Here is an 18480-nt window from a genome sequence, read left to right on the forward strand (position 1 = left end):
CCAGGCATCGCAACACAGCACCGGCTTTGATTTGCCGCCTAGCAACAACTTCCAACTGGCAGGCCAAGCCTCTTGGGAAATTGATTTCTGGGGCCGTGTACGAAACACCGCCACTGCCGCGCAACAAGACCTGATGGCGTTTGAGTACAATCGTGATGCCGCCATCTTGGCATTAACGACTGAAGTTACACAAAACTACTTCAATCTGCGCGCACTAGATGCTCAGCTAGAAATCACCAAGCACACGGTACAGTCACGCTTTGAAGCCTATGACTTACAGCAAAAGCGCTATCGTGGTGGCGTCACCTCGGAGTTGGATGTCACGCAAGCTGAAGTTGAGCTTGCCAATGCCAGAAGCAATCTTCCGGACTTTAAAGAGGCCATCGCTCGACTTGAAAGCGCACTCAGCGTCTTGGTCGGACAATCTCCGCGAGCCATGATGGATCAAGGCATTGAGCGCGGCAAATCAATCTCTGAACTGCAAATTGATAGCGCGATTCCAGATCAACTGAGTTCAGAGCTATTGTTGCAACGCCCAGATATCGCCCAAGCAGAAGCTAATCTATTCGCCACCCGCGCCCGAGTGCAAGTTGCTCGTGCCGCTTACTTCCCACGCATCTCGCTTACGGGCTTGCTTGGCGTGCAAAGTAACAGCTTAGACACCTTATTTAATCAAGGCACTCGAGGCTGGTCTTTTGCGGGTGATTTAGCCATGCCACTATTTAATGGTGGCCTAACCGCAGCGCAAATTGATCAAGCTAAAGCGCAAGAAAAACAAGCCGTCGCGCAATATCAATTGGCCATTCAAACTGCATTTGCCGAAACCCGCTCAAGCTTAATTGTGAATCAAACAGTACAAGCTAAAACTGGTTTTGAACAAACTCAAGTCAGCGCATTAAAGCAGCAGCTTAAATTAGCCACACTGCGATACGACAATGGTTACTCAAGTTATCTTGAAGTGCTTGATGCGCAACGTAGTTTATTCAACACGCAATTGAATTTGGTAAAAGCACAACGCAATCAAATCAATGCGCGAGTTGAGCTATATAAAGCGCTGGGTGGTGGCTGGTCAAAAACACAAGCAACGAAGTAATCAGAAAACCAGTAAAAGCCAATCGCAATGATTGGCTTTTACTGCAAATAAATATACCTCGTTTGCACGCCTTTCTTTACGCATAAAAACACTGAAATTCACTCACATTTAAAATGCAAATTCTGATACAATTCACCCTTACTGCGGGCGTCGTATAATGGTAATACCCTAGCTTCCCAAGCTAGAGCCGTGAGTTCGATTCTCATCGCCCGCTCCAAATGTAATAAAAAAGCCAAAGCGCATTTGCACTTTGGCTTTTTTATTACATTTAAAAATCACGACACCCTCGTGCGAAGTCGACAATGAAACCCTTAAAATATCTAACTGCATATCCTGAGCATATTCAGCAACGCGTCATTACCCTGATTGCTGAACAACAACTCGGCACACTACTCGCTCAGCGTTATCCGCATCGGCATGCGATTCAAACTGATAAAATGCTGTATGACTATACACTTTCAATTAAAAATGAATATTTAAAAAATGCGCCTGCCATTTCGAAAGTTATTTTCGATAGCAAAATCAAAGACATTCAACATGCGCTGGGCACGCACACACAAATTTCTCGCATTCAGGGGAATAAGCTCAAAGCTAAGCATGAAATTCGCATTGCGAGTTTATTTAAAAACACGCCGCCAGAGTTTTTAAGAATGATTACAACGCATGAGTTAGCACATCTTAAAATCAAAGAACATAACAAAGCCTTTTATCAGCTATGCCAACATATTGAGCCACAATATATGCAACTTGAATTTGATTTGCGCCTTTACCTCACCCACTTAGAGCATCAGGCATCACTCGCAGACCCCATCGACGTCTGAATAAATTCATCCATCGATATTCCCGCATCGGCCAACTGCGCCTGCAAAGACTCCATCAACTCACGCTTCTTTCTTTGGCGAGCAATGCGCTGACTATTTGAGCGCTCTTGTTCTTGCTTCAGAATATGCCAAGTCTCGGTGTTGAATAAATCTGCTGCTGAATTCAATTTTTAAATCCACTCCTGTGTTTTAAAAGTAGCGATTAAATTAATAGCCACGTTTTTGTTTGCGGCGCTTAGCCTTGCTATTGGGCACATTGAGCTCAACCGACTTTGGCAAACTATCGGCAAGCAGCTGAGCTTCACTGTCTTTTAATTTAGACTTTTTTGAAAAAAGATGGGTAATACTTTTAATTAAATTCATTTTAAACTCAACAATAAAACAACAATCATAAAAACACACCAGTTGGCATCAACGACAGTTCTTTTCAATAAAAACTGTTTTTTCGGCGATCTCTTGCTCTTTTTGTTTGTAAGGCAAGTATTCCATATCTCCGTTTTGGTTGCTCACTTGCTTAAATAGCTTGGCACCCTTCAAGAAGGCCAAGCGTTTTTCTGCTGCGGCACAAGCCTGCTCATCTTTCGCTGACTTAGCCGCCACGGGCGAAGGCGCAGGCACAACCGATGACGCTTTGATCGCCACAGTCGATGCAGTCGATGCAGTCGATGCAGCGACCGGCTTAGGCACCTCGGTAATCACAATGGTCTCTTTAAACCCCAATGGCTGCACCTTGGTTTTCGATGCAGGTGGCGGTTGATCCGAATAAACCACCTTCCCTGAAGCATCTTTCCACTTATAAACTTCAGCCTGAGCCCCAATACTCAAAACGCACAATAACAGTATTAAACCACGCATTATTCCACCTCAATTCATTATGACTCGATCAAAGCGACAAAGTACTCAAACCAGCTCATTACATTGGGCCAAACCAACAAAATTAAAACCTAGCGACACATCATCACTAGGTTTTTTTATCGCTTAGTCAATTAATTGCGCAGCAATGCTTGGATATAACGACGCACTCCTTCTTGCACCGTCAGGAATTTTTCTGCATAGCCCGCTTCACGTAACAAGGTTAAATCCGCCTCGGTAAAGCATTGATACTTACCTTTTAGCGCTTCAGGAAACTCGGTGTACTCTAAGATACCTTGCGCCAACAACTCTTCTAACGATAACACTGGCAAACCGGCCAACTCACGACAAGTGTTGACCGCCGTAATCGCAATATCATTAAATGGCTGCGAATGCCCTGTACCCACATTATAAATGCCGCACACTTCGGGATTATCTAAAAACCACAGATTGACTTTTACGACATCTTCAACAGAAACAAAGTCACGGGTATGGCCGCCAGCAGGATAACCGCCATATTCACCAAATAATTTCACCTTTCCCGTTGCCCGGTACTGATTAAAGTGATGAAAAGCCACTGAGGCCATTCTTTCTTTATGCCATTCACGTGGGCCGTACACATTAAAATAACGGAAACCGGCGACTTGCGCGGTTATTTCACCATTGGCAATTCGTTCACGCAATACTTGATCAAAAAGTAATTTCGAATAACCATAAACATTAAGCGGGCTTTCGCAGTCGGGGGTTTCAATAAAACCATTATCCCCATTACCATACGTCGCCGCAGAAGAAGCATAAAGAAATTGTACTTGCTCAGACTGACACCAATCAAATAAGGCTAAAGTATATTGATAGTTATTGTCCATCATATACTTGCCATTATGCTCCATGGTATCGGAACATGCGCCTTGATGAATAATGGCACTAATTGCACCATCAAAAGCACCTGCGGCTAATTCTTCGATAAAATCATTTTTATCTAAGTAATGCGCAATTTTCAAATCGACTAAATTTTTAAATTTATCGCCACGCGTTAAATTATCAACGGCAATAATATCGAATTCACCACGCTCATTGAGCGCTTTAATAATATTCGAACCAATAAAGCCGGCAGCACCCGTTACAACAATACTCATTTCACACCTCTTTTGATTCGTTGCTCATACGGCAACACAGTGCCAGAAATAGCCATGCCCCATGTGGCATCCATTGCTCAGTCCAGCGCCAGCTATTGGCCATGGTGGCCACTTCCGCCGTTTTAAAGTCGATATCGGCTTCATCGTCAAAACCACTGGTAATTCCATTACACACGCCGCCCGGCGCATTATAAAACCCCGGTTCATACCGTGGGTTATTGCGACCCCAGCCTTGCAACATACATGCATCATAGGGATTAGCGCCTAAAATCCAATCCAGCGCTGACTGACCGTACGTGGCGATTTGCGCAGCAAACGCGGCATCATCGGCAAATAAACATTGCACCTGCGCCGCTGCGGCAACAATCGACGCCAAACGGGCGTTTTCACCCTGCCACCAATACCCTGATTCATTTTGATGCGGAATAAAGAACTGGGTATTGCCCGCTAAGCCATTATGTTTAACATATTGACGCGGATACCCAAATGGATTATTCACGTCCGCATAGGTAATTTGAATCTCAAACGCATACGCCAAGCGCAGCGCAGCACGGATTGAATCAAGCCAAACTGACTCTGGTGCCACTTCAATAAAGCGTAACAAAGCGATATACAGCAAACCGGCTTCAGCGGCGTGAAAATAACTACGCGCACCTAAATCATCAGCACGGAACCAACCTTCTGGCTGCTGCCGTGCCAAAATTTGCTGCACACGGCGCTCGGCCGCAGCCAAATACACGCCATCGGCAGTCACACCCCACAATTCGGATGCGGCCAGTAATGCACAATAGTCATCAATGATGTTTTCGGTTTGATCGTCTAAATACGCTAAGTTATTCGCTTCTAAATGCGCAAATCCACGACTTGCGGCAAGCAAATAATCCGCCCGGTCAAAGCTTTCGCCATCGCGAGACAACTGTGACGCGCGGGCCAAAGCCGCAATCGCCATGCCACCGCCTTGTCGGAAAGCGGCTTGATAACTGGCGTATTTATCCCCTTTCTGGGTTTTATATTCGCAAATATCGCGTCGATTTTCGTCTTTACTCCACTGATCAAACACCGTCATGTAAAAATATCCGGCGGGATCTTGCATGCGAACCAAAAAGTCTGCGCCATGCAAAGCCTCATCGACCATCCGCTCGTCAAACCACTTTAACTGCGCAGGCAATCTTGAATAGCCATCAATTAAATTCCACACCACTTGGGGCGTTTGCTGAGGATTCATAAACTGCGAGAAGGCCAAATGCGACAAATATTTCGAGCAATCGCCTGAGGCGTCATACCAGCCACCGCTCACATCGCGGCGCTCGTCCGAGCCCCACTTAGGGCGAGACAAATCGGCTTGATTGTAAATCCCTGTGCAGCGCTGCCCTTTGATGTAGTGAACCAAATCGGACAGCATTTGCCCGGCGAATAAGCCCTCGGCAATGGCAAATCGATGCGAAACCAAAGGCGGATGCACATCATCCACCACCACAAAGTATTCACCCACGGTGGTTAACGCAGAGAAATCAGCCGACCAAAAATGCCAATCTTTCCACTTGGCCACCGTGCCTTGCACTGCAATCGCACCACGCAACACCGCATGACGGGTATTGGCATCAAACACGGTAAATGTTTTGCCCGCCAATTGATCTACTGGCGCTTCAATCAAAGCAACCTTATCGGCATTGGGAGCGAACCCGAGATGATTAAATAAAAAATTCACAATACGATCCTTTGGCTTTTTAATATTTATTAGTTTGCAACCAGTTTCGGGCCGCGCCAATCATGCCCGCATGATTGCCGGCACTGGCCAAGACCACTTCGGTCATCCCCAAAAAGTCAGGCAATAATTGCGCATCGATTGCCGTCTTTAACTCATTAAGAAACGCCACACCCCGCGCACTAATCCCGCCGCCAATCACCACCCGCTCGGGATTCAATGCATAAATCAAGTTCGCAATCCCCGTTGCCAGCAATTTAAACCAGTCTTGTACCACAGCCACAACCACAGGCTCTTGGGCGTCATAGGCTGCAAAAACCGCCCGCCCATCGGCAAATGCGTTAGGGACCACGGCATTGGCCGCAGCCAGCAAGCCGCGCATCGACGCGTGATCCTCCCAGACTAGGCCATCGATTTTCATATAGCCCCACTCGCCAGCCGCCGCACGATGACCGCGATAAATTTGATGGTTCAGCACAACCCCGCCGCCGATCCCCGTTCCAATCGCGACCGCAATATAATGCGCAACCCCCTGAGCCGCGCCGCGCCAGCCTTCGGCCAAAGCGACACAATTGACATCGTTGTCAATACTGACAGGCAGGCCAAATTCTTGACTTAAAACCACTTTGGGTGACACGCCGGCGTAACCTGGCACCGCTTCCGCCGCTCCCAAGATCAGCCCACTATCGACGTCAACCAAACCAAAAGTGCTGATGGCAATCCCGTCGACTGGATATTGTTGCTGCATATGCAGGACTAATTCGCACAAGTATTTGATCAATCCAGCGCCACCGGCTTGCTTTGGCGTATCGACAACGGTCGCGGTTAGCACCTCGCCGTTTTGCGTCACCATCCCATACTTGATTTGAGTGCCGCCCACATCAAATGCCAAGATATTCATTCTGCCTGACTCCAATCAATTTCATCCTTGCCCTGACGCAACAAATACGCGTTGGCACTTGAAAAATGCCCACAACCAATAAACCCACGATAAGCCGACAATGGCGATGGATGGGCCGCACTTAAAATGCAATGCGAATCGCCAATCAGGTGACGTTTTTTTTGCGCATGCGCGCCCCAAAGCACAAAAACCAAACCGGTTTGCGTTTGCGCCAAGTGCGAAATCACCGCATCAGTCAACACCGACCAGCCTTTTTTAGCATGCGATCCCGCGCGATCCGCCTCAACGGTTAAAGACGTATTGAGCAGCAACACCCCTTGCTTGGCCCAGCCGGTTAGATTGCCATGCTGCGCCGGGGTAATACCTAAGTCTCGCGCCAGCTCTTGCCAGATATTGCGTAAAGACGGCGGTGTTTTTACACCAAAAGGAACAGAAAACGCCAACCCATGCGCTTCACCGTGACCGTGATAGGGGTCTTGCCCCAAAATCACCACTTTGACGTCTTCTGGCGCAAGTAGCGCCAGAGCATGAAACCAATCGGCTGGCGCGGGATAAATCTGTTTGCCCTGCGCCATTTCTTGCGTTAAAAATTGCGTTAATTGTTCAATTTCAGTGCTTTGACTCATCACCGATAAAGCCGACTGCCAAGGCACTGGAATGGCCGAATACAAATTCATTACTTTTGCTCGCGGATTTGTTGGATATAACGCCGATGATAACGAAATATCGTTTTCTCAAAACTATCTAGCAAAACGCCTTGCATTGGCAACCAATCGGCATAAATAACGTAACCGAACGATTGCAAAATGCATTGTTTAATTTGCGCATTTAATTTTAATAACATCGGAAAATCTTTTGACAAACAAAATGTCACCACCCCCTGCTGCCCAATTGGCAAAGGGGCATCGGCACACCATGCCACTGACTCTAAACCCATCACCACCTCAAGCTCATTCGGCAACGTCGTTTTCAATGTTCTAGCCAGCCAAAGCAGGGTTAAATCGGTTTTTATCGCTTGCAGGGTTTGCGTAGCATCGAGCGTATCACGGGGCAATTCAAAGTCAGCCAATACCTGTAAATAACGACTCATTTCCCAATCGTTACCCGGATCGCCCTGCTCGGACCAAGCCAAAGGCATCGTCTCACATAACAAACAAGGCCCATCAAATGGAGTTAATCGCATGCGCCACTTTGATACAATCAATAATCAGGCGATTATAGCGTGAACTTTGCCAATGAAGACCAAACTGCACAAAACAAACACACGCTTTGTATGCTAATAAAAATATAGCCAGCGCATATAAAATCAAAAACAAAATATTTCTATCGTTCAATGGCCAGATTGTCCTGAATGAACCCGCAGCTACTACGACATACCCCATCCGTTGTGGCATAAATAATTTAAATATCTGGAGCACTGCAATGTTGATAAGAACAAACACCCTCGCCATCGCCTTGGCCTTGGCCTGTGTATTGACCGCAAATGCCACCCCCGCCAATGAAAAACCCCATAAAGCCAAACACGACCCATCACACTGGAGTTACGAAGGTGAAACAGGGCCGAGTCACTGGGGAGATATGAAATCAGAATTTAATTTATGTCGCGATGGCAAACAGCAATCGCCAATTAATATCAGCGAAGTGTATAGCCATGAATTAGAGCCATTGCAATTTCAGTATCGCGACTCAAAAACCAATATTCAAAATAACGGCCACACCATCCAACTCAATTATGACCCAGGTAGTTTTTTAGTCATTGGCAACGATCGCTACCAATTACTGCAATTTCATTTTCACACCCCAAGCGAAGAAGCCATTGGTGGCCAGCGCTATCCGATGGTGGCGCATTTAGTGCATAAAAATGAGGCTGGGCAACTGGCAGTGATTGCTGTACTGCTCAATCAAGGCAGCTATGCTCAATCCATGTTGGCGCAGTTTTGGGATAAATTCCCCAAAAACCCCAATGAAACGCGAAGCTATGACGATATTCGCTACAACATCAACGACTTACTCCCCAGCAATAAAAAATACTGGACCTTTATGGGCTCACTCACCACCCCGCCATGCAGCGAAGGGGTTCGTTGGTTAGTGTTAAAAACGCCGCAAACGCTCTCTGCAGCACAAATCGCCCGCTTTGAACGTGAATTCCCTATGAACGCGCGCCCGATTCAATCTCTGCAGCAACGGGCCATTTTAGAAAGCAATTAAGCCAAATGATGACCATCGTAACCATTTAGCGCAAAGGCCACACCACCGATTGAGCCTTACGTACCCGTACCTGTGCAAAAGCTGGATAGCCCAGCGTTCAAGCCGCAGGCAGTACACCGAGTACGACAAGGCCAAACAACGAGGCAAGAAAGCGCTTGCTTAATCACTTAGTGATGAAACTATGTGAAAATACCGTACCCTTCACGCTAAACAGATTACTTAGGAATCGCCTTACAATGAAAATTGCAACCTGGAACGTCAATTCACTCAAGGTTCGCTTGCCGCAGGTTTTAGATTGGCTCAATGCAAATCCTGACGTTACCGCACTTTGCTTGCAAGAAACCAAAATGGACGACCCGGTTTTCCCTAAAGAAGAAATCGAAAGCGCTGGGTTTTTTGTCGAATTTGCCGGCCAAAAAACCTATAACGGCGTTGCCATCATCGCGCGCGAACCGATTACCGACATCATCATTAACCTACCCGAATACCCCGACGCGCAAAAACGCGTTATTACTGCGACGGTGGCGGGTGTTCGCCTTATCGGCGCCTACATTCCCAACGGGCAAGCTTTAGATTCGGAAAAATTTCCTTACAAAATGGCCTGGCTCGCCGCAATGAAGGCATTTTTAATTGAACAAATGGCGCTGCATCCCAAGCTAGCGCTACTGGGCGACTACAATATCGCCCCTGAAGACCGTGATGTACACGACATCACCAAGTGGCAAGGTGGCAATTTGGTCTCCCCGCAAGAGCGCGACATGTTTGCGCAATGGTTGCAACTGGGCCTGGTCGACAGCTATCGATTGTTTGATCAGCCAGAAAAGTCATTTAGCTGGTGGGATTACCGTGGATTTTCTTTCAAAAAAAATGCTGGGCTGCGCATCGACCATATTTTGCTCTCCCCTGCGCTCGTGACGCAATGCACTGCCTGTGACATCGACATTGCGCCGCGCAAAAATGAGCGTCCATCGGACCATACGCCAGTTATTGCCACACTCAGCTAAGAGATCACGATGAATAAAGCCAAATTACTGTCCGGCAGCAGCTTATTTTGCGAGCTTACACCGACTGAGCTGGAAAATTTAGCGCAGCAAGCCCAAACCCGACACGTTAAAGCCAAACAAATCATCGTCGCCCAAGGCGTTTGCGGCGATGAAATGTTTGCCGTCATTCACGGCCGCCTAAAAGTCACCCGCAGCAATGAAGAAGGCCGTGAAATTACGCTGGCGATTTTAGAAGGTGGCGAAGTCTTTGGCGAACTCGCCATGCTCGATGGCGCACCGCGCAATGCCAGCGTCGAAGCGCTAGAAGATGGTGAACTTTTAGTCCTGCAGCGCAGCGCAGTCGATCAATACCTTGATCACCACCCGCATGTGATGCGCTCACTGATCACTACGCTGTGCGAACGCCTTAGAAGCGCCAATGATTTAGTGCAAGACACGCTCTTTCTGCCGTTGCCCCTGCGACTAGCCAAAATATTACGTCAATTGGCGCATAACTACGGCCAAGCCAATACCGATGGCGTGCGGATTGATTTAAAAATGACCCAACAAGATTTAGCTAATTTTGTCGGCGCATCCCGAGAAAGCGTCAATAAGCAACTCAGTCACTGGGAAGACGCTGGCTTTCTTAAAATGAAAAGTGGTTTTATCCAAATCATTCAAATCGATCAGTTACCCATCTAGTCGCAATTAACGTTGACCTGACCTCGGCACAGACCCTAGGGTCAAACTCGAAACATTTTACGAACCAACAAAAAAGCGACGTCACAAGTGACGCCGCTTTTTTAATTCAAAACCATTTATTTTTGCGCTACCAGACCATTATTTGGACTTTGCCAGTCATAACCATTCTTCCAAGCGCCATGCACTAAATTAGGATATTCCGCCTTGCCTAAACTGCCGTTATAGCGGCCCAAGGCGCGAAAATAATCACCATTTTCTCGATCCAAATAATGCCGCAAAATGGTACAGCCGTAACGCAAATTGGTATTCATATCAAACAGATTATGCTCAGCAGTGCCAATGCTGCGCTGCCAAAATGGCATCACTTGCATTAAACCGCGCGCACCCACCACGCTCACTGCATAACGATTAAAACCGCTCTCAACATGAATCAAGCCCATGACCAACTGCGGATCAAGCCCCGCCCGCGTGGCTTCATAATGAATCGCCGTCAGTAATTTACGGCGAACAAACTCATCTGGAATGCGTTTTTTGAGTCGCTCCGACATGGCTGACAGCCAAACCTCGGCATCCGCCGGATTAGCAAAAATTAGGCGCGGCTCCATTCGGTCGCTAATCGAGCGCTGCATCGTCGTTTGCACTGATGACGACAAAGTCTCTTCCCTTTGCGCACCAGCCCAAGTTAATAAAGGCCAACACAACAAGCTCGTAACCAGTAATGCGCCGTACTTCACGTGCAACCCCTTCTCAGCAAAACTAAAATAATGGGTATATGCATGCAGAGCAATTAATACATAGCCTACAGACATATACCCAACAAAATCAGCCTTCACATCCAACTTTATGGACAGGTATCCAATCTCAAACCAGAGCATTGAATACCACAATGCGCGACAAGGAGATTAGAAAACAAGAACTGAAGACTAAAGTAAGCCATGCCAAATTAAATATTGGCCCAGCCGTCGGCCACAGATAAATCGCCGCTTAGATTTTCGTCTGCACTTGAATCCATTCCAGCGCTTCGTTCAGGGCGATTTTTTTCATTTCACCTTCGCGGCGCGCCACGTATTCAACCATACCTTCAGCCAATGCTTTGTCACCAATGGTGATGCGATGGGGAATACCAATCAATTCCATATCTGCAAACATCGAACCCGGACGCTCATTGCGATCGTCCAGCAAGACATCGACACCGGCCGTAACCAGCTGGGCATACAATTGATCCGCAGCCGCTTTCACGGCTTCTGATTTGTGGTAACCCACAGCCACCACCGCCACGCTAAATGGTGCCATTGCTGCTGGCCAGATAATACCTTTTGCATCATGGTTTTGCTCAATCGCTGCCGCAACAATCCGCGATACACCAATACCGTAGCAACCCATTTCCATCGCTTGCTGGGTATTTTGCTCGGTCACAAACACGCAATTCATCGCTTCAGAATACTTAGTGCGCAATTGGAAAATATGCCCCACTTCGATACCACGGCACAATTCCAGCACGCCGCCCTTGCCATCTGGGCACACGTCGCCATTCATCACATTGCGAATATCAGCCACGATGTGTGGCTCTGGCAAATCACGGCCAAAGTTCACACCCGATAAGTGCAATTTGGGTTTGTTTGCGCCACAAATAAAGTCGCTCATTGCCGCCACCGTCAAATCGGCGATCACGCGGATATCAGCATTGATGCCGACTGGACCGATAAATCCTGGTGGGCACAATAGCGCAGCACGGATTTCATCATCAGCAGCAAAGCGGAAATCCGCCATGCCTTCAAGCTTAGCGATTTTCACTTCATTCAGGTTATGGTCGCCACGCAGCAGCGCCAATACAAACTCACCGGCAACGGTCACCAGCGCAATGGCTTTTACAGTGCGCTCTACGCCAACACCGAGCAATGCCGCCACATCAGCGCATGCAGTTTGCTTTGGTGTATCCACATCAGTCATTGCCTCTGCCGCTGCAGCGCGTAGCGCGCTTGGCGAATCGGGCATGATGGCTTCAGCCAACTCAACGTTAGCCGCGTAATCGGACGTTGGGCAATACGCCAGCAAATCTTCACCGGCATCGGCCAGCACATGAAACTCGTGCGAGCCCGAACCACCAATGGCACCGGTATCGGCCGCCACCGCACGGAACTGCAGCCCTAGGCGGGTAAACACCTTAGAATAGGCGCCGTACATCACATCGTAAGTTTGTTGCAGCGACTCAAAAGACGCATGAAATGAATACGCGTCTTTCATCATAAATTCACGCGCCCGCATCACGCCAAAACGTGGACGGATCTCATCACGGAACTTAGTTTGAACTTGATAAAAGTTCGCCGGCAATTGCTTGTATGAGCGCAATTCACTGCGCGCAATGTCAGTAATCACTTCTTCGTGCGTTGGGCCAAAACAAAATTGGCGCTCGTGACGATCGGTGATCTTCAGCATTTGTGGGCCAAACACTGCCCAACGTCCGGTTTCTTCCCACAGCTCTTTTGGTTGTACCGCAGGCATCAACAATTCTTGCGCGCCAGCCGCATTCATTTCAGAGCGAACCACTGCTTCAACCTTACGCAATACACGCAAACCCAGCGGCATCCAAGTATAGAGACCCGAACCCAAACGCTTAATTAAACCCGCGCGCAACATCAATTTGTGCGAAAGCAATTCGGCTTCAGCAGGCGCTTCTTTTTTGGTAGAAATAAACAGTTGCGAAGTACGCATAAGAAAATAATTCCGAAAAATAAATCAAATAAAATTGGCCGCGATGGTACGCGATCCCAATCCATAGCGCGGCATCCTCGCCGCAAATTTCCGTTAAGCCTCGGCTTGCTCGCTAGCCCTTGCCGCTTCTAATTGCGCAATCTCGGCCGCCTTCATTTCGGCACGTTTAAGCGCCAATTTAGGACGCAACACATTCATCATGATGGCATCACGTGCCCACATCAGTAGCAACAGCCAGCCGACTAAAATCGCTGCATAAAACAGATTATCGGCACGAATCGTGGGCGCGTATTGCTCCAGCAATGGGTTAATCACAAATTGCACACTACCTAACACCGCCATCAACAAAACGATAGTCGACATCGCACGCTCTTTAATAAACGTGCCGCGCAGTAACACCCGCTGATCCCAGCGCGTTAGACCTTGCAACTCAGGCACATCATCCGGGCGAAAATAAAAGCTCATGCTTTGCATCCATCAATCAATTCATTAAACAAGTCGCCGATTATACAAGCCATCACCGTTTAGTCAGTAAAAAAAGCAACATTACCAAAGCGCGCCACCGATTAAAGTTCAGCAACACATCAAACTGACTGACAATAAGAGCCGTCCTGTGATATCAATGCGCCATAAAAAGGAGGCTTACCATGAAAAAATACGCTTTACTCTTGATTTGTACATGGCTGGGTAGCGCACTGGCGACGAATACGCCAACGGCCAACAAAGTGACCACGCCAGAATTAACGCTCTCGATCATGAATCAAGTCATTACCCCGCAAGTTCAAGCATTACAAACAGCGGCCAATGAATTAAATCAAAGCACGGCAGCGCTTTGCCAGCAGCCAAGCGAAGCCAATTTACAGCAAGCGCAACAAGCCTACCTCAGAACATTTAGCGCTTGGCAACAGATCGGTATTGCACCACTGGGGCCTAGCAAACAACCGCCGACGATGCGGCTCTTTACAACCCCCGCCCGCAGCACCGCCGAGCTCGCCAAGCAAAGCCAAACCATGCCCAGCCACCCGATGACTGACGGTGAAGCGCATGATTATGGCTCGCAACTCCCAGACGGCTACTTAGGGCTGCCGGTCATTGCTAGCGTATTATTTAGCGATACACCGCTGAGTTTGCTGCAACAAGATTCAATGTGCGCTTACATCAACTGGCAAGCAAAAACCATATCGCGACAAGTCACTATTTTGCAATATGAATGGCAAGGTTTAATTCGGGGTGCGGCTTACGATATCGCTTACCCTGGGCAACTAATGACCGAATATTTGCAAGCGCTCGAAGCGGGCAGTCAACGCTTAGCGAGTTTCAAGCCGCAAGACAGCGCCAGACCCAATATCGCCCAAGAGGTAAACGCCAATATTGCGGGACTTAGCGCACTCATCACCGGCGCAAATGGCATCGGTCTCGATGATTATTTATTGTCGCGCCAACATCAAAGCCAATGGCTAAAAACACAAAAGCAGCTCAGCGCATTGCAACAGGCGGGCCAGAAATTGACTCAGCACGCCAGCGAGCGTAATGCCAAGCAAATCAGTATTGCTGCTCAATTATTGAATGACACCTTACGCAGCGATGTGGCCACAGCACTGCGCCGCAACTAAGCAATTGGGCCAGCATATTGCTGGCCCAATTGTCATACCAACCTGTGTCGAACTTGAATCAATCAAAACGATTCGGCTCAACCCCTTCACTGGCAAACCAATACAGCAATAAAATCCAGCCAATAATCGGCAAGAACCAAATCAATTGCCACCAGCCACTGCGATTGATGTCATGCAGTCGGCGAGCACCCACTGCCAAAGTTGGCAACAGCGTCAGCAAGGAAAAAACGCCTGAAACGGTTTCACCCGCCATGCTCAGCACCGCCCCCGCCAAGACTGTAAACAACACCCACCACCAATACTCTGAACGGACCGCGCGCCCTTTAAAGTCTGCGTACTTACTAAAGCAAACGCGAATTGAATCTTCAAACTTCATGACTTTCCCCTTGATGTAAAACAGCAACACAAAACCACTATCTAGCTTGAAAGGTCGGAGTTAATCCGCTACTCCGCCAAGGGTGGCGCTAAAACCGTCCGGTTGCCGCTGGTTTCCATTGCGCTGACTAAACCGGCCGCTTCCATTTGCTCGATCAACCGTGCGGCTCGATTGTAGCCAATGCGCATTTGTCGTTGCACACCAGAAATCGAAGCGCGGCGACTTTTTAGCACCAAGGCAACGGCTTCGTCGTACAAAGGATCGGCCTCTTCGCCCTCGGCTCCGCTAGACCAGCCACTCACGCCATTGTCTTCGCCGGCGACGGGATGCAACACGCCTTCAACATAATTGGGCTCGCCGAGTTGTTTTAAGTATTCAACCACACAATGCACCTCGGCATCATCGACAAAAGCGCCATGAATCCGCGTTGGATAACCGCTGCCGGGCGGCAAGAACAGCATATCGCCCTGCCCCAGCAAAGCCTCGGCCCCCATTTGATCGAGAATGGTGCGACTATCGATTTTGCTCGATACCTGAAACGCCAAACGCGTTGGAATATTGGCTTTAATTAAACCGGTAATCACATCGACCGAAGGGCGTTGCGTCGCCAAAATCAAATGAATCCCCGCTGCGCGGGCTTTTTGCGCTAAACGGGCGATTAATTCTTCAATTTTTTTACCCGCCACCATCATTAAATCGGCAAATTCATCCACCACCACCACAATCAAGGGCAAATGCTCAAGCGGCTCGGGATCGTCCGGCGTTAATGAAAATGGATTGGTGAGTTTGCGACCCTTGGCGGCGGCATCAGCGACTTTTTGATTAAAGCCGGCCAAATTTCGCACGCCGAGCGCGCTCAACAGCCGGTAACGTTTTTCCATCTCGCCAACACACCAATTGAGCGCATTGGCGGCCAGTTTCATATCGGTCACCACCGGTGCCAGCAAATGCGGAATGCCTTCATAAATCGACAACTCCAGCATTTTTGGATCGATCATAATAAAGCGCACTTCATCGGGAGTGGCTTTAAATAAAATCGACAAAATCATCGCATTCACACCCACCGACTTACCCGAACCGGTGGTCCCCGCCACCAGCATATGCGGCGTTTTGGCCAGATCGGTCGCAACGGGCAAACCGGCAATATCTTTACCCAGCGCAATAGTAATCGGCGACACTTGCTGATGGTACTCTGGGGCCGACAAAATCTCGGACAAGCGAATCATTTGCCGGGTTGGGTTCGGTAATTCCAAACCCATGCAGGTTTTACCCGGAATCGTTTCCACCACCCGCACAGCAGCAACGCCGAGTGAACGAGCGAGATCCTTGGCCAAATTGACCACTTGCGCGCCGCGCACGCCCATCGCCGGTTCAACTTCAAAACGGGTAATCACCGGGCCCGCATACGCATCGAGCACGCTGACTTTGACTTTAAATTCGGTGAGCTTTTCTTCAATCAAAATACTGCGTTCAAGCAAATCGTCTTGCGTTACGGTTTGGGCGCTGACCAACGGCGGGCGCAATAAATCCAGCGGTAAGCACAAACCATTTTCGCACGCGCCCCACGCGGCATTGGGTTTAGGCGCAACTTGGCTCGCCCCCAATTCATCAGGACGCAAAAAGTGCGTGGGCCGCACCACCGGCGGCACGACCACTGGATTGGGCGGCGCAATCACATCGGGCGTAACCGCAATCAATACCGGCGCTGCCGGTGGCAATTCAGGCGCGTCGCTGGTTACAGGCACTTGCGCGCGGCTAAAGCGGTGATCCACCGGCGGCAAAATCGGGGCGGCAAGCAGCGACGCATCGAGTACCGGCTCAGGCTTTAGCGCTACCGCGTTCGCCTCGGTACTAATATTGCTTTTCGCTGTAGATACCACGGGTATATCCACCTTAGCCTTATTGGCCAAAGGCTGTGACTCAATACCCTCTGTTCTTCGCAATAAGGTCGGTGGTGCTAACGGGGGTTTGCTTTTGGTCGGCGCTAAATTTGATTGGCCGCCGCCGTCTTTATCTAACTTAGCCACGCGGCTAATACTCTGACGTCGAGTGGGTATCACCGGCTCAGGCTTGGCATGAATTTCTTGTAAGCGGCTACGGATTTCAGCGACATCAATAATCGGCAACACTTCAGGCGCCGCTTTGCTAGGCATTTTCGCCCCTTCTGCCGCTAATTTGCGCTGGCTTAACGCTAAGTTGTGCTGAATTTGTTCCAAACCGATGGTCGGCAACTCTTTCCGGCGTGGCATTGGCGAGGGTGGCGCGGGCTGCGAAGCCGTCGGTTGAGCCACGGGTGATGCCGTAGATTGAAGTGCAGAGAGGAGCTCAGACTTCGTCGTCGATTGCAGTGTCGGTGCAACGGCCGATTGCGCCGCCGTTGATCGAGCCCCAGCAGCGACAGCGTACTCGGGGGATGGGGGGTAACGCGAATCGGCCACTGCGCGTGACGCGGCAACCGGCTCAGCCCGATTCGGCCGCGTAGGCGCGGCATGAACTGAACTCAATAAAGGATCAAGCGCTGGCTCTGTGCGTTCAGCCATTGAATGAACCTCGGCTTCACCCGTCTCTCGATAGGCCAAACCTTTAATTTTGCTCACCGCACTGCGCAGCCCCGCCAGGCTTTTACTGGCGGCATTGACCACCGGCGACAGCGGCAATTCAAATAGTCGATCAATGCCGGGCTTTGCAGATTCGCCCAATTCTGGCTCAGTACGGGCGCGCTCGATCGCCGCTTGCCGCGCTGCGTCATCCATATCACCATCAAGTTGATTATTTAAACGAGTAAACAGATTTTTAATTTTTTTCATTTTTTTCTAAACAGCAGCAGAACGATCTAAAACAACAAAATATTTACGCACCGCTTGAATCACCTCAAAACGCCCGACAAATCCAGCCGGAATGACCGCAGCCTCACCCGCTTTAACAACCACGCCCTGATCGTTCTGATCCCATAAGCAGACTTCGCCTTCAATCACGCAAAAAAACTCTTCTTTATCTGCGGCAAAAGCAATTCGCCACGAGCCGACTTCACACGCCCAAATCCCACAAGACAATTGACGATCGGCGCTGGTGTAGTGCGACCAAGTGGTGCGCTGTGGATCACCACTTAACAAACGATCGGCCCTTGGCTGATCAAACGTCGGCAGTACCGGCAAATTAAAATGAGTAATCAACACCCGCTCCCAAAACTCAACAAAACCATGACATGACAGTAAAATCAAATTACCAAACGTTTTTACGCCGAACATTTTGATGCGGCGGTGCAGCCATAACGGCGCTCAACCGATACCGCAGCTAAGCAATTACTCCAAATCGCTCGACCAGCCATCTGGCCGCATCAGCGCATTATCAAAGCGTGAATGCATCCCTTGGAATACC

General features: G+C 49.0%; 20 protein-coding genes and 1 tRNA gene. 7 read left to right on the forward strand and 14 right to left on the reverse strand.

Annotated features, from left to right (window positions below; all coding sequences use genetic code 11):
* From Q0V82_RS13840 to Q0V82_RS13850, 3 genes are all read left to right on the forward strand, one after another.
* A partial coding sequence (locus tag Q0V82_RS13840; protein WP_297576751.1) for an efflux transporter outer membrane subunit occupies positions 1 to 1093 on the forward strand: 1093 nt, incomplete at its 5' end.
* A 143-nt stretch (positions 1094 to 1236) separates the two neighbouring features.
* A tRNA-Gly gene (locus Q0V82_RS13845) sits at positions 1237 to 1310 on the forward strand.
* A gap of 85 nt (positions 1311 to 1395) precedes the next feature.
* Positions 1396 to 1914 carry a YgjP-like metallopeptidase domain-containing protein gene (locus Q0V82_RS13850; RefSeq protein WP_297576752.1) on the forward strand — a complete coding sequence of 173 codons (519 nt, stop codon included), beginning with the start codon at positions 1396 to 1398 and terminating at the stop codon, positions 1912 to 1914.
* On the opposite strand, the gene Q0V82_RS13855 is transcribed toward Q0V82_RS13850, so the two are convergent.
* The 8 genes from Q0V82_RS13855 to Q0V82_RS13890 form a co-directional block, all read right to left on the reverse strand.
* A complete protein-coding gene (locus Q0V82_RS13855) occupies positions 1881 to 2081 on the reverse strand; it encodes a hypothetical protein (protein ID WP_297576753.1) in 201 nt (66 codons plus the stop codon). The two genes, Q0V82_RS13850 and Q0V82_RS13855, sit on opposite strands and share 34 nt — an antisense overlap.
* Before the next feature lie 40 nt (positions 2082 to 2121).
* Positions 2122 to 2277 carry a hypothetical protein gene (locus tag Q0V82_RS13860; protein WP_226762765.1) on the reverse strand — a complete coding sequence of 52 codons (156 nt, stop codon included), beginning with the start codon at positions 2275 to 2277 and terminating at the stop codon, positions 2122 to 2124.
* Between the two features lie 48 nt (positions 2278 to 2325).
* A complete protein-coding gene (locus Q0V82_RS13865) occupies positions 2326 to 2769 on the reverse strand; it encodes a DUF4124 domain-containing protein (protein ID WP_297576755.1) in 444 nt (147 codons plus the stop codon).
* A gap of 131 nt (positions 2770 to 2900) precedes the next feature.
* Positions 2901 to 3902: an ADP-glyceromanno-heptose 6-epimerase gene (rfaD, locus tag Q0V82_RS13870; protein WP_297576756.1), complete on the reverse strand. Its 1002-nt coding sequence runs from the start codon at positions 3900 to 3902 to the stop codon at positions 2901 to 2903.
* 1 nt (position 3903) lies between these two features.
* Positions 3904 to 5610, reverse strand: a complete 1707-nt coding sequence (locus Q0V82_RS13875) for a glycoside hydrolase family 9 protein (protein WP_297576757.1) — start codon at positions 5608 to 5610, stop codon at positions 3904 to 3906.
* 19 nt (positions 5611 to 5629) lie between these two features.
* A complete protein-coding gene (locus tag Q0V82_RS13880) occupies positions 5630 to 6508 on the reverse strand; it encodes an ROK family protein (RefSeq protein ID WP_297576758.1) in 879 nt (292 codons plus the stop codon).
* Entirely contained in the window at positions 6505 to 7185 is a 681-nt protein-coding gene (locus Q0V82_RS13885) for a uracil-DNA glycosylase (protein ID WP_297576759.1), read from the reverse strand. Before Q0V82_RS13885 ends, Q0V82_RS13880 begins: the two co-directional genes overlap by 4 nt.
* Complete coding sequence (locus Q0V82_RS13890; RefSeq protein ID WP_297576760.1) at positions 7185 to 7691, reverse strand: hypothetical protein; 507 nt, start codon at positions 7689 to 7691, stop codon at positions 7185 to 7187. The genes Q0V82_RS13885 and Q0V82_RS13890 overlap by 1 nt, the downstream gene beginning before the upstream one ends.
* A 239-nt stretch (positions 7692 to 7930) precedes the next feature.
* Between Q0V82_RS13890 and Q0V82_RS13895 the strand changes: the two genes are divergently transcribed.
* From Q0V82_RS13895 to Q0V82_RS13905, 3 genes are all read left to right on the forward strand, one after another.
* Positions 7931 to 8716, forward strand: a complete 786-nt coding sequence (locus tag Q0V82_RS13895) for a carbonic anhydrase (RefSeq protein WP_297576761.1) — start codon at positions 7931 to 7933, stop codon at positions 8714 to 8716.
* Positions 8717 to 8952: 236 nt separating this feature from the next.
* Positions 8953 to 9720, forward strand: coding sequence for an exodeoxyribonuclease III (xth, locus tag Q0V82_RS13900; RefSeq protein WP_297576762.1), 768 nt, complete (start codon positions 8953 to 8955; stop codon positions 9718 to 9720).
* 9 nt (positions 9721 to 9729) lie between these two features.
* Positions 9730 to 10401, forward strand: coding sequence for a Crp/Fnr family transcriptional regulator (locus Q0V82_RS13905; RefSeq protein ID WP_297576763.1), 672 nt, complete (start codon positions 9730 to 9732; stop codon positions 10399 to 10401).
* Positions 10402 to 10517: 116 nt separating this feature from the next.
* Here Q0V82_RS13905 and Q0V82_RS13910 read toward each other — a convergent pair whose 3' ends face one another.
* The 3 genes from Q0V82_RS13910 to Q0V82_RS13920 form a co-directional block, all read right to left on the reverse strand.
* Complete coding sequence (locus Q0V82_RS13910) at positions 10518 to 11210, reverse strand: lytic transglycosylase domain-containing protein (RefSeq protein ID WP_297576764.1); 693 nt, start codon at positions 11208 to 11210, stop codon at positions 10518 to 10520.
* A 175-nt stretch (positions 11211 to 11385) separates the two neighbouring features.
* Positions 11386 to 13113, reverse strand: coding sequence for a proline--tRNA ligase (locus Q0V82_RS13915; protein WP_297576765.1), 1728 nt, complete (start codon positions 13111 to 13113; stop codon positions 11386 to 11388).
* A gap of 93 nt (positions 13114 to 13206) precedes the next feature.
* Positions 13207 to 13578, reverse strand: a complete 372-nt coding sequence (locus Q0V82_RS13920) for a hypothetical protein (protein ID WP_226762753.1) — start codon at positions 13576 to 13578, stop codon at positions 13207 to 13209.
* Between the two features lie 182 nt (positions 13579 to 13760).
* Here Q0V82_RS13920 and Q0V82_RS13925 point away from each other — a divergent pair, with 182 nt between their 5' ends.
* Positions 13761 to 14726, forward strand: a complete 966-nt coding sequence (locus Q0V82_RS13925; RefSeq protein WP_297576766.1) for an imelysin family protein — start codon at positions 13761 to 13763, stop codon at positions 14724 to 14726.
* 58 nt (positions 14727 to 14784) lie between these two features.
* Here Q0V82_RS13925 and Q0V82_RS13930 read toward each other — a convergent pair whose 3' ends face one another.
* From Q0V82_RS13930 to Q0V82_RS13940, 3 genes are all read right to left on the reverse strand, one after another.
* A complete protein-coding gene (locus Q0V82_RS13930; protein WP_297576767.1) occupies positions 14785 to 15102 on the reverse strand; it encodes a DUF805 domain-containing protein in 318 nt (105 codons plus the stop codon).
* A gap of 68 nt (positions 15103 to 15170) precedes the next feature.
* Positions 15171 to 17909: a DNA translocase FtsK gene (locus Q0V82_RS13935; RefSeq protein WP_297576768.1), complete on the reverse strand. Its 2739-nt coding sequence runs from the start codon at positions 17907 to 17909 to the stop codon at positions 15171 to 15173.
* A gap of 6 nt (positions 17910 to 17915) precedes the next feature.
* Complete coding sequence (locus Q0V82_RS13940) at positions 17916 to 18350, reverse strand: cupin domain-containing protein (RefSeq protein WP_297576769.1); 435 nt, start codon at positions 18348 to 18350, stop codon at positions 17916 to 17918.
* Between the last annotated feature and the right edge of the window lie 130 nt (positions 18351 to 18480).

Origin of the sequence: uncultured Deefgea sp. (assembly GCF_947072475.1) — a bacterium.
Lineage (GTDB): Bacteria > Pseudomonadota > Gammaproteobacteria > Burkholderiales > Chitinibacteraceae > Deefgea.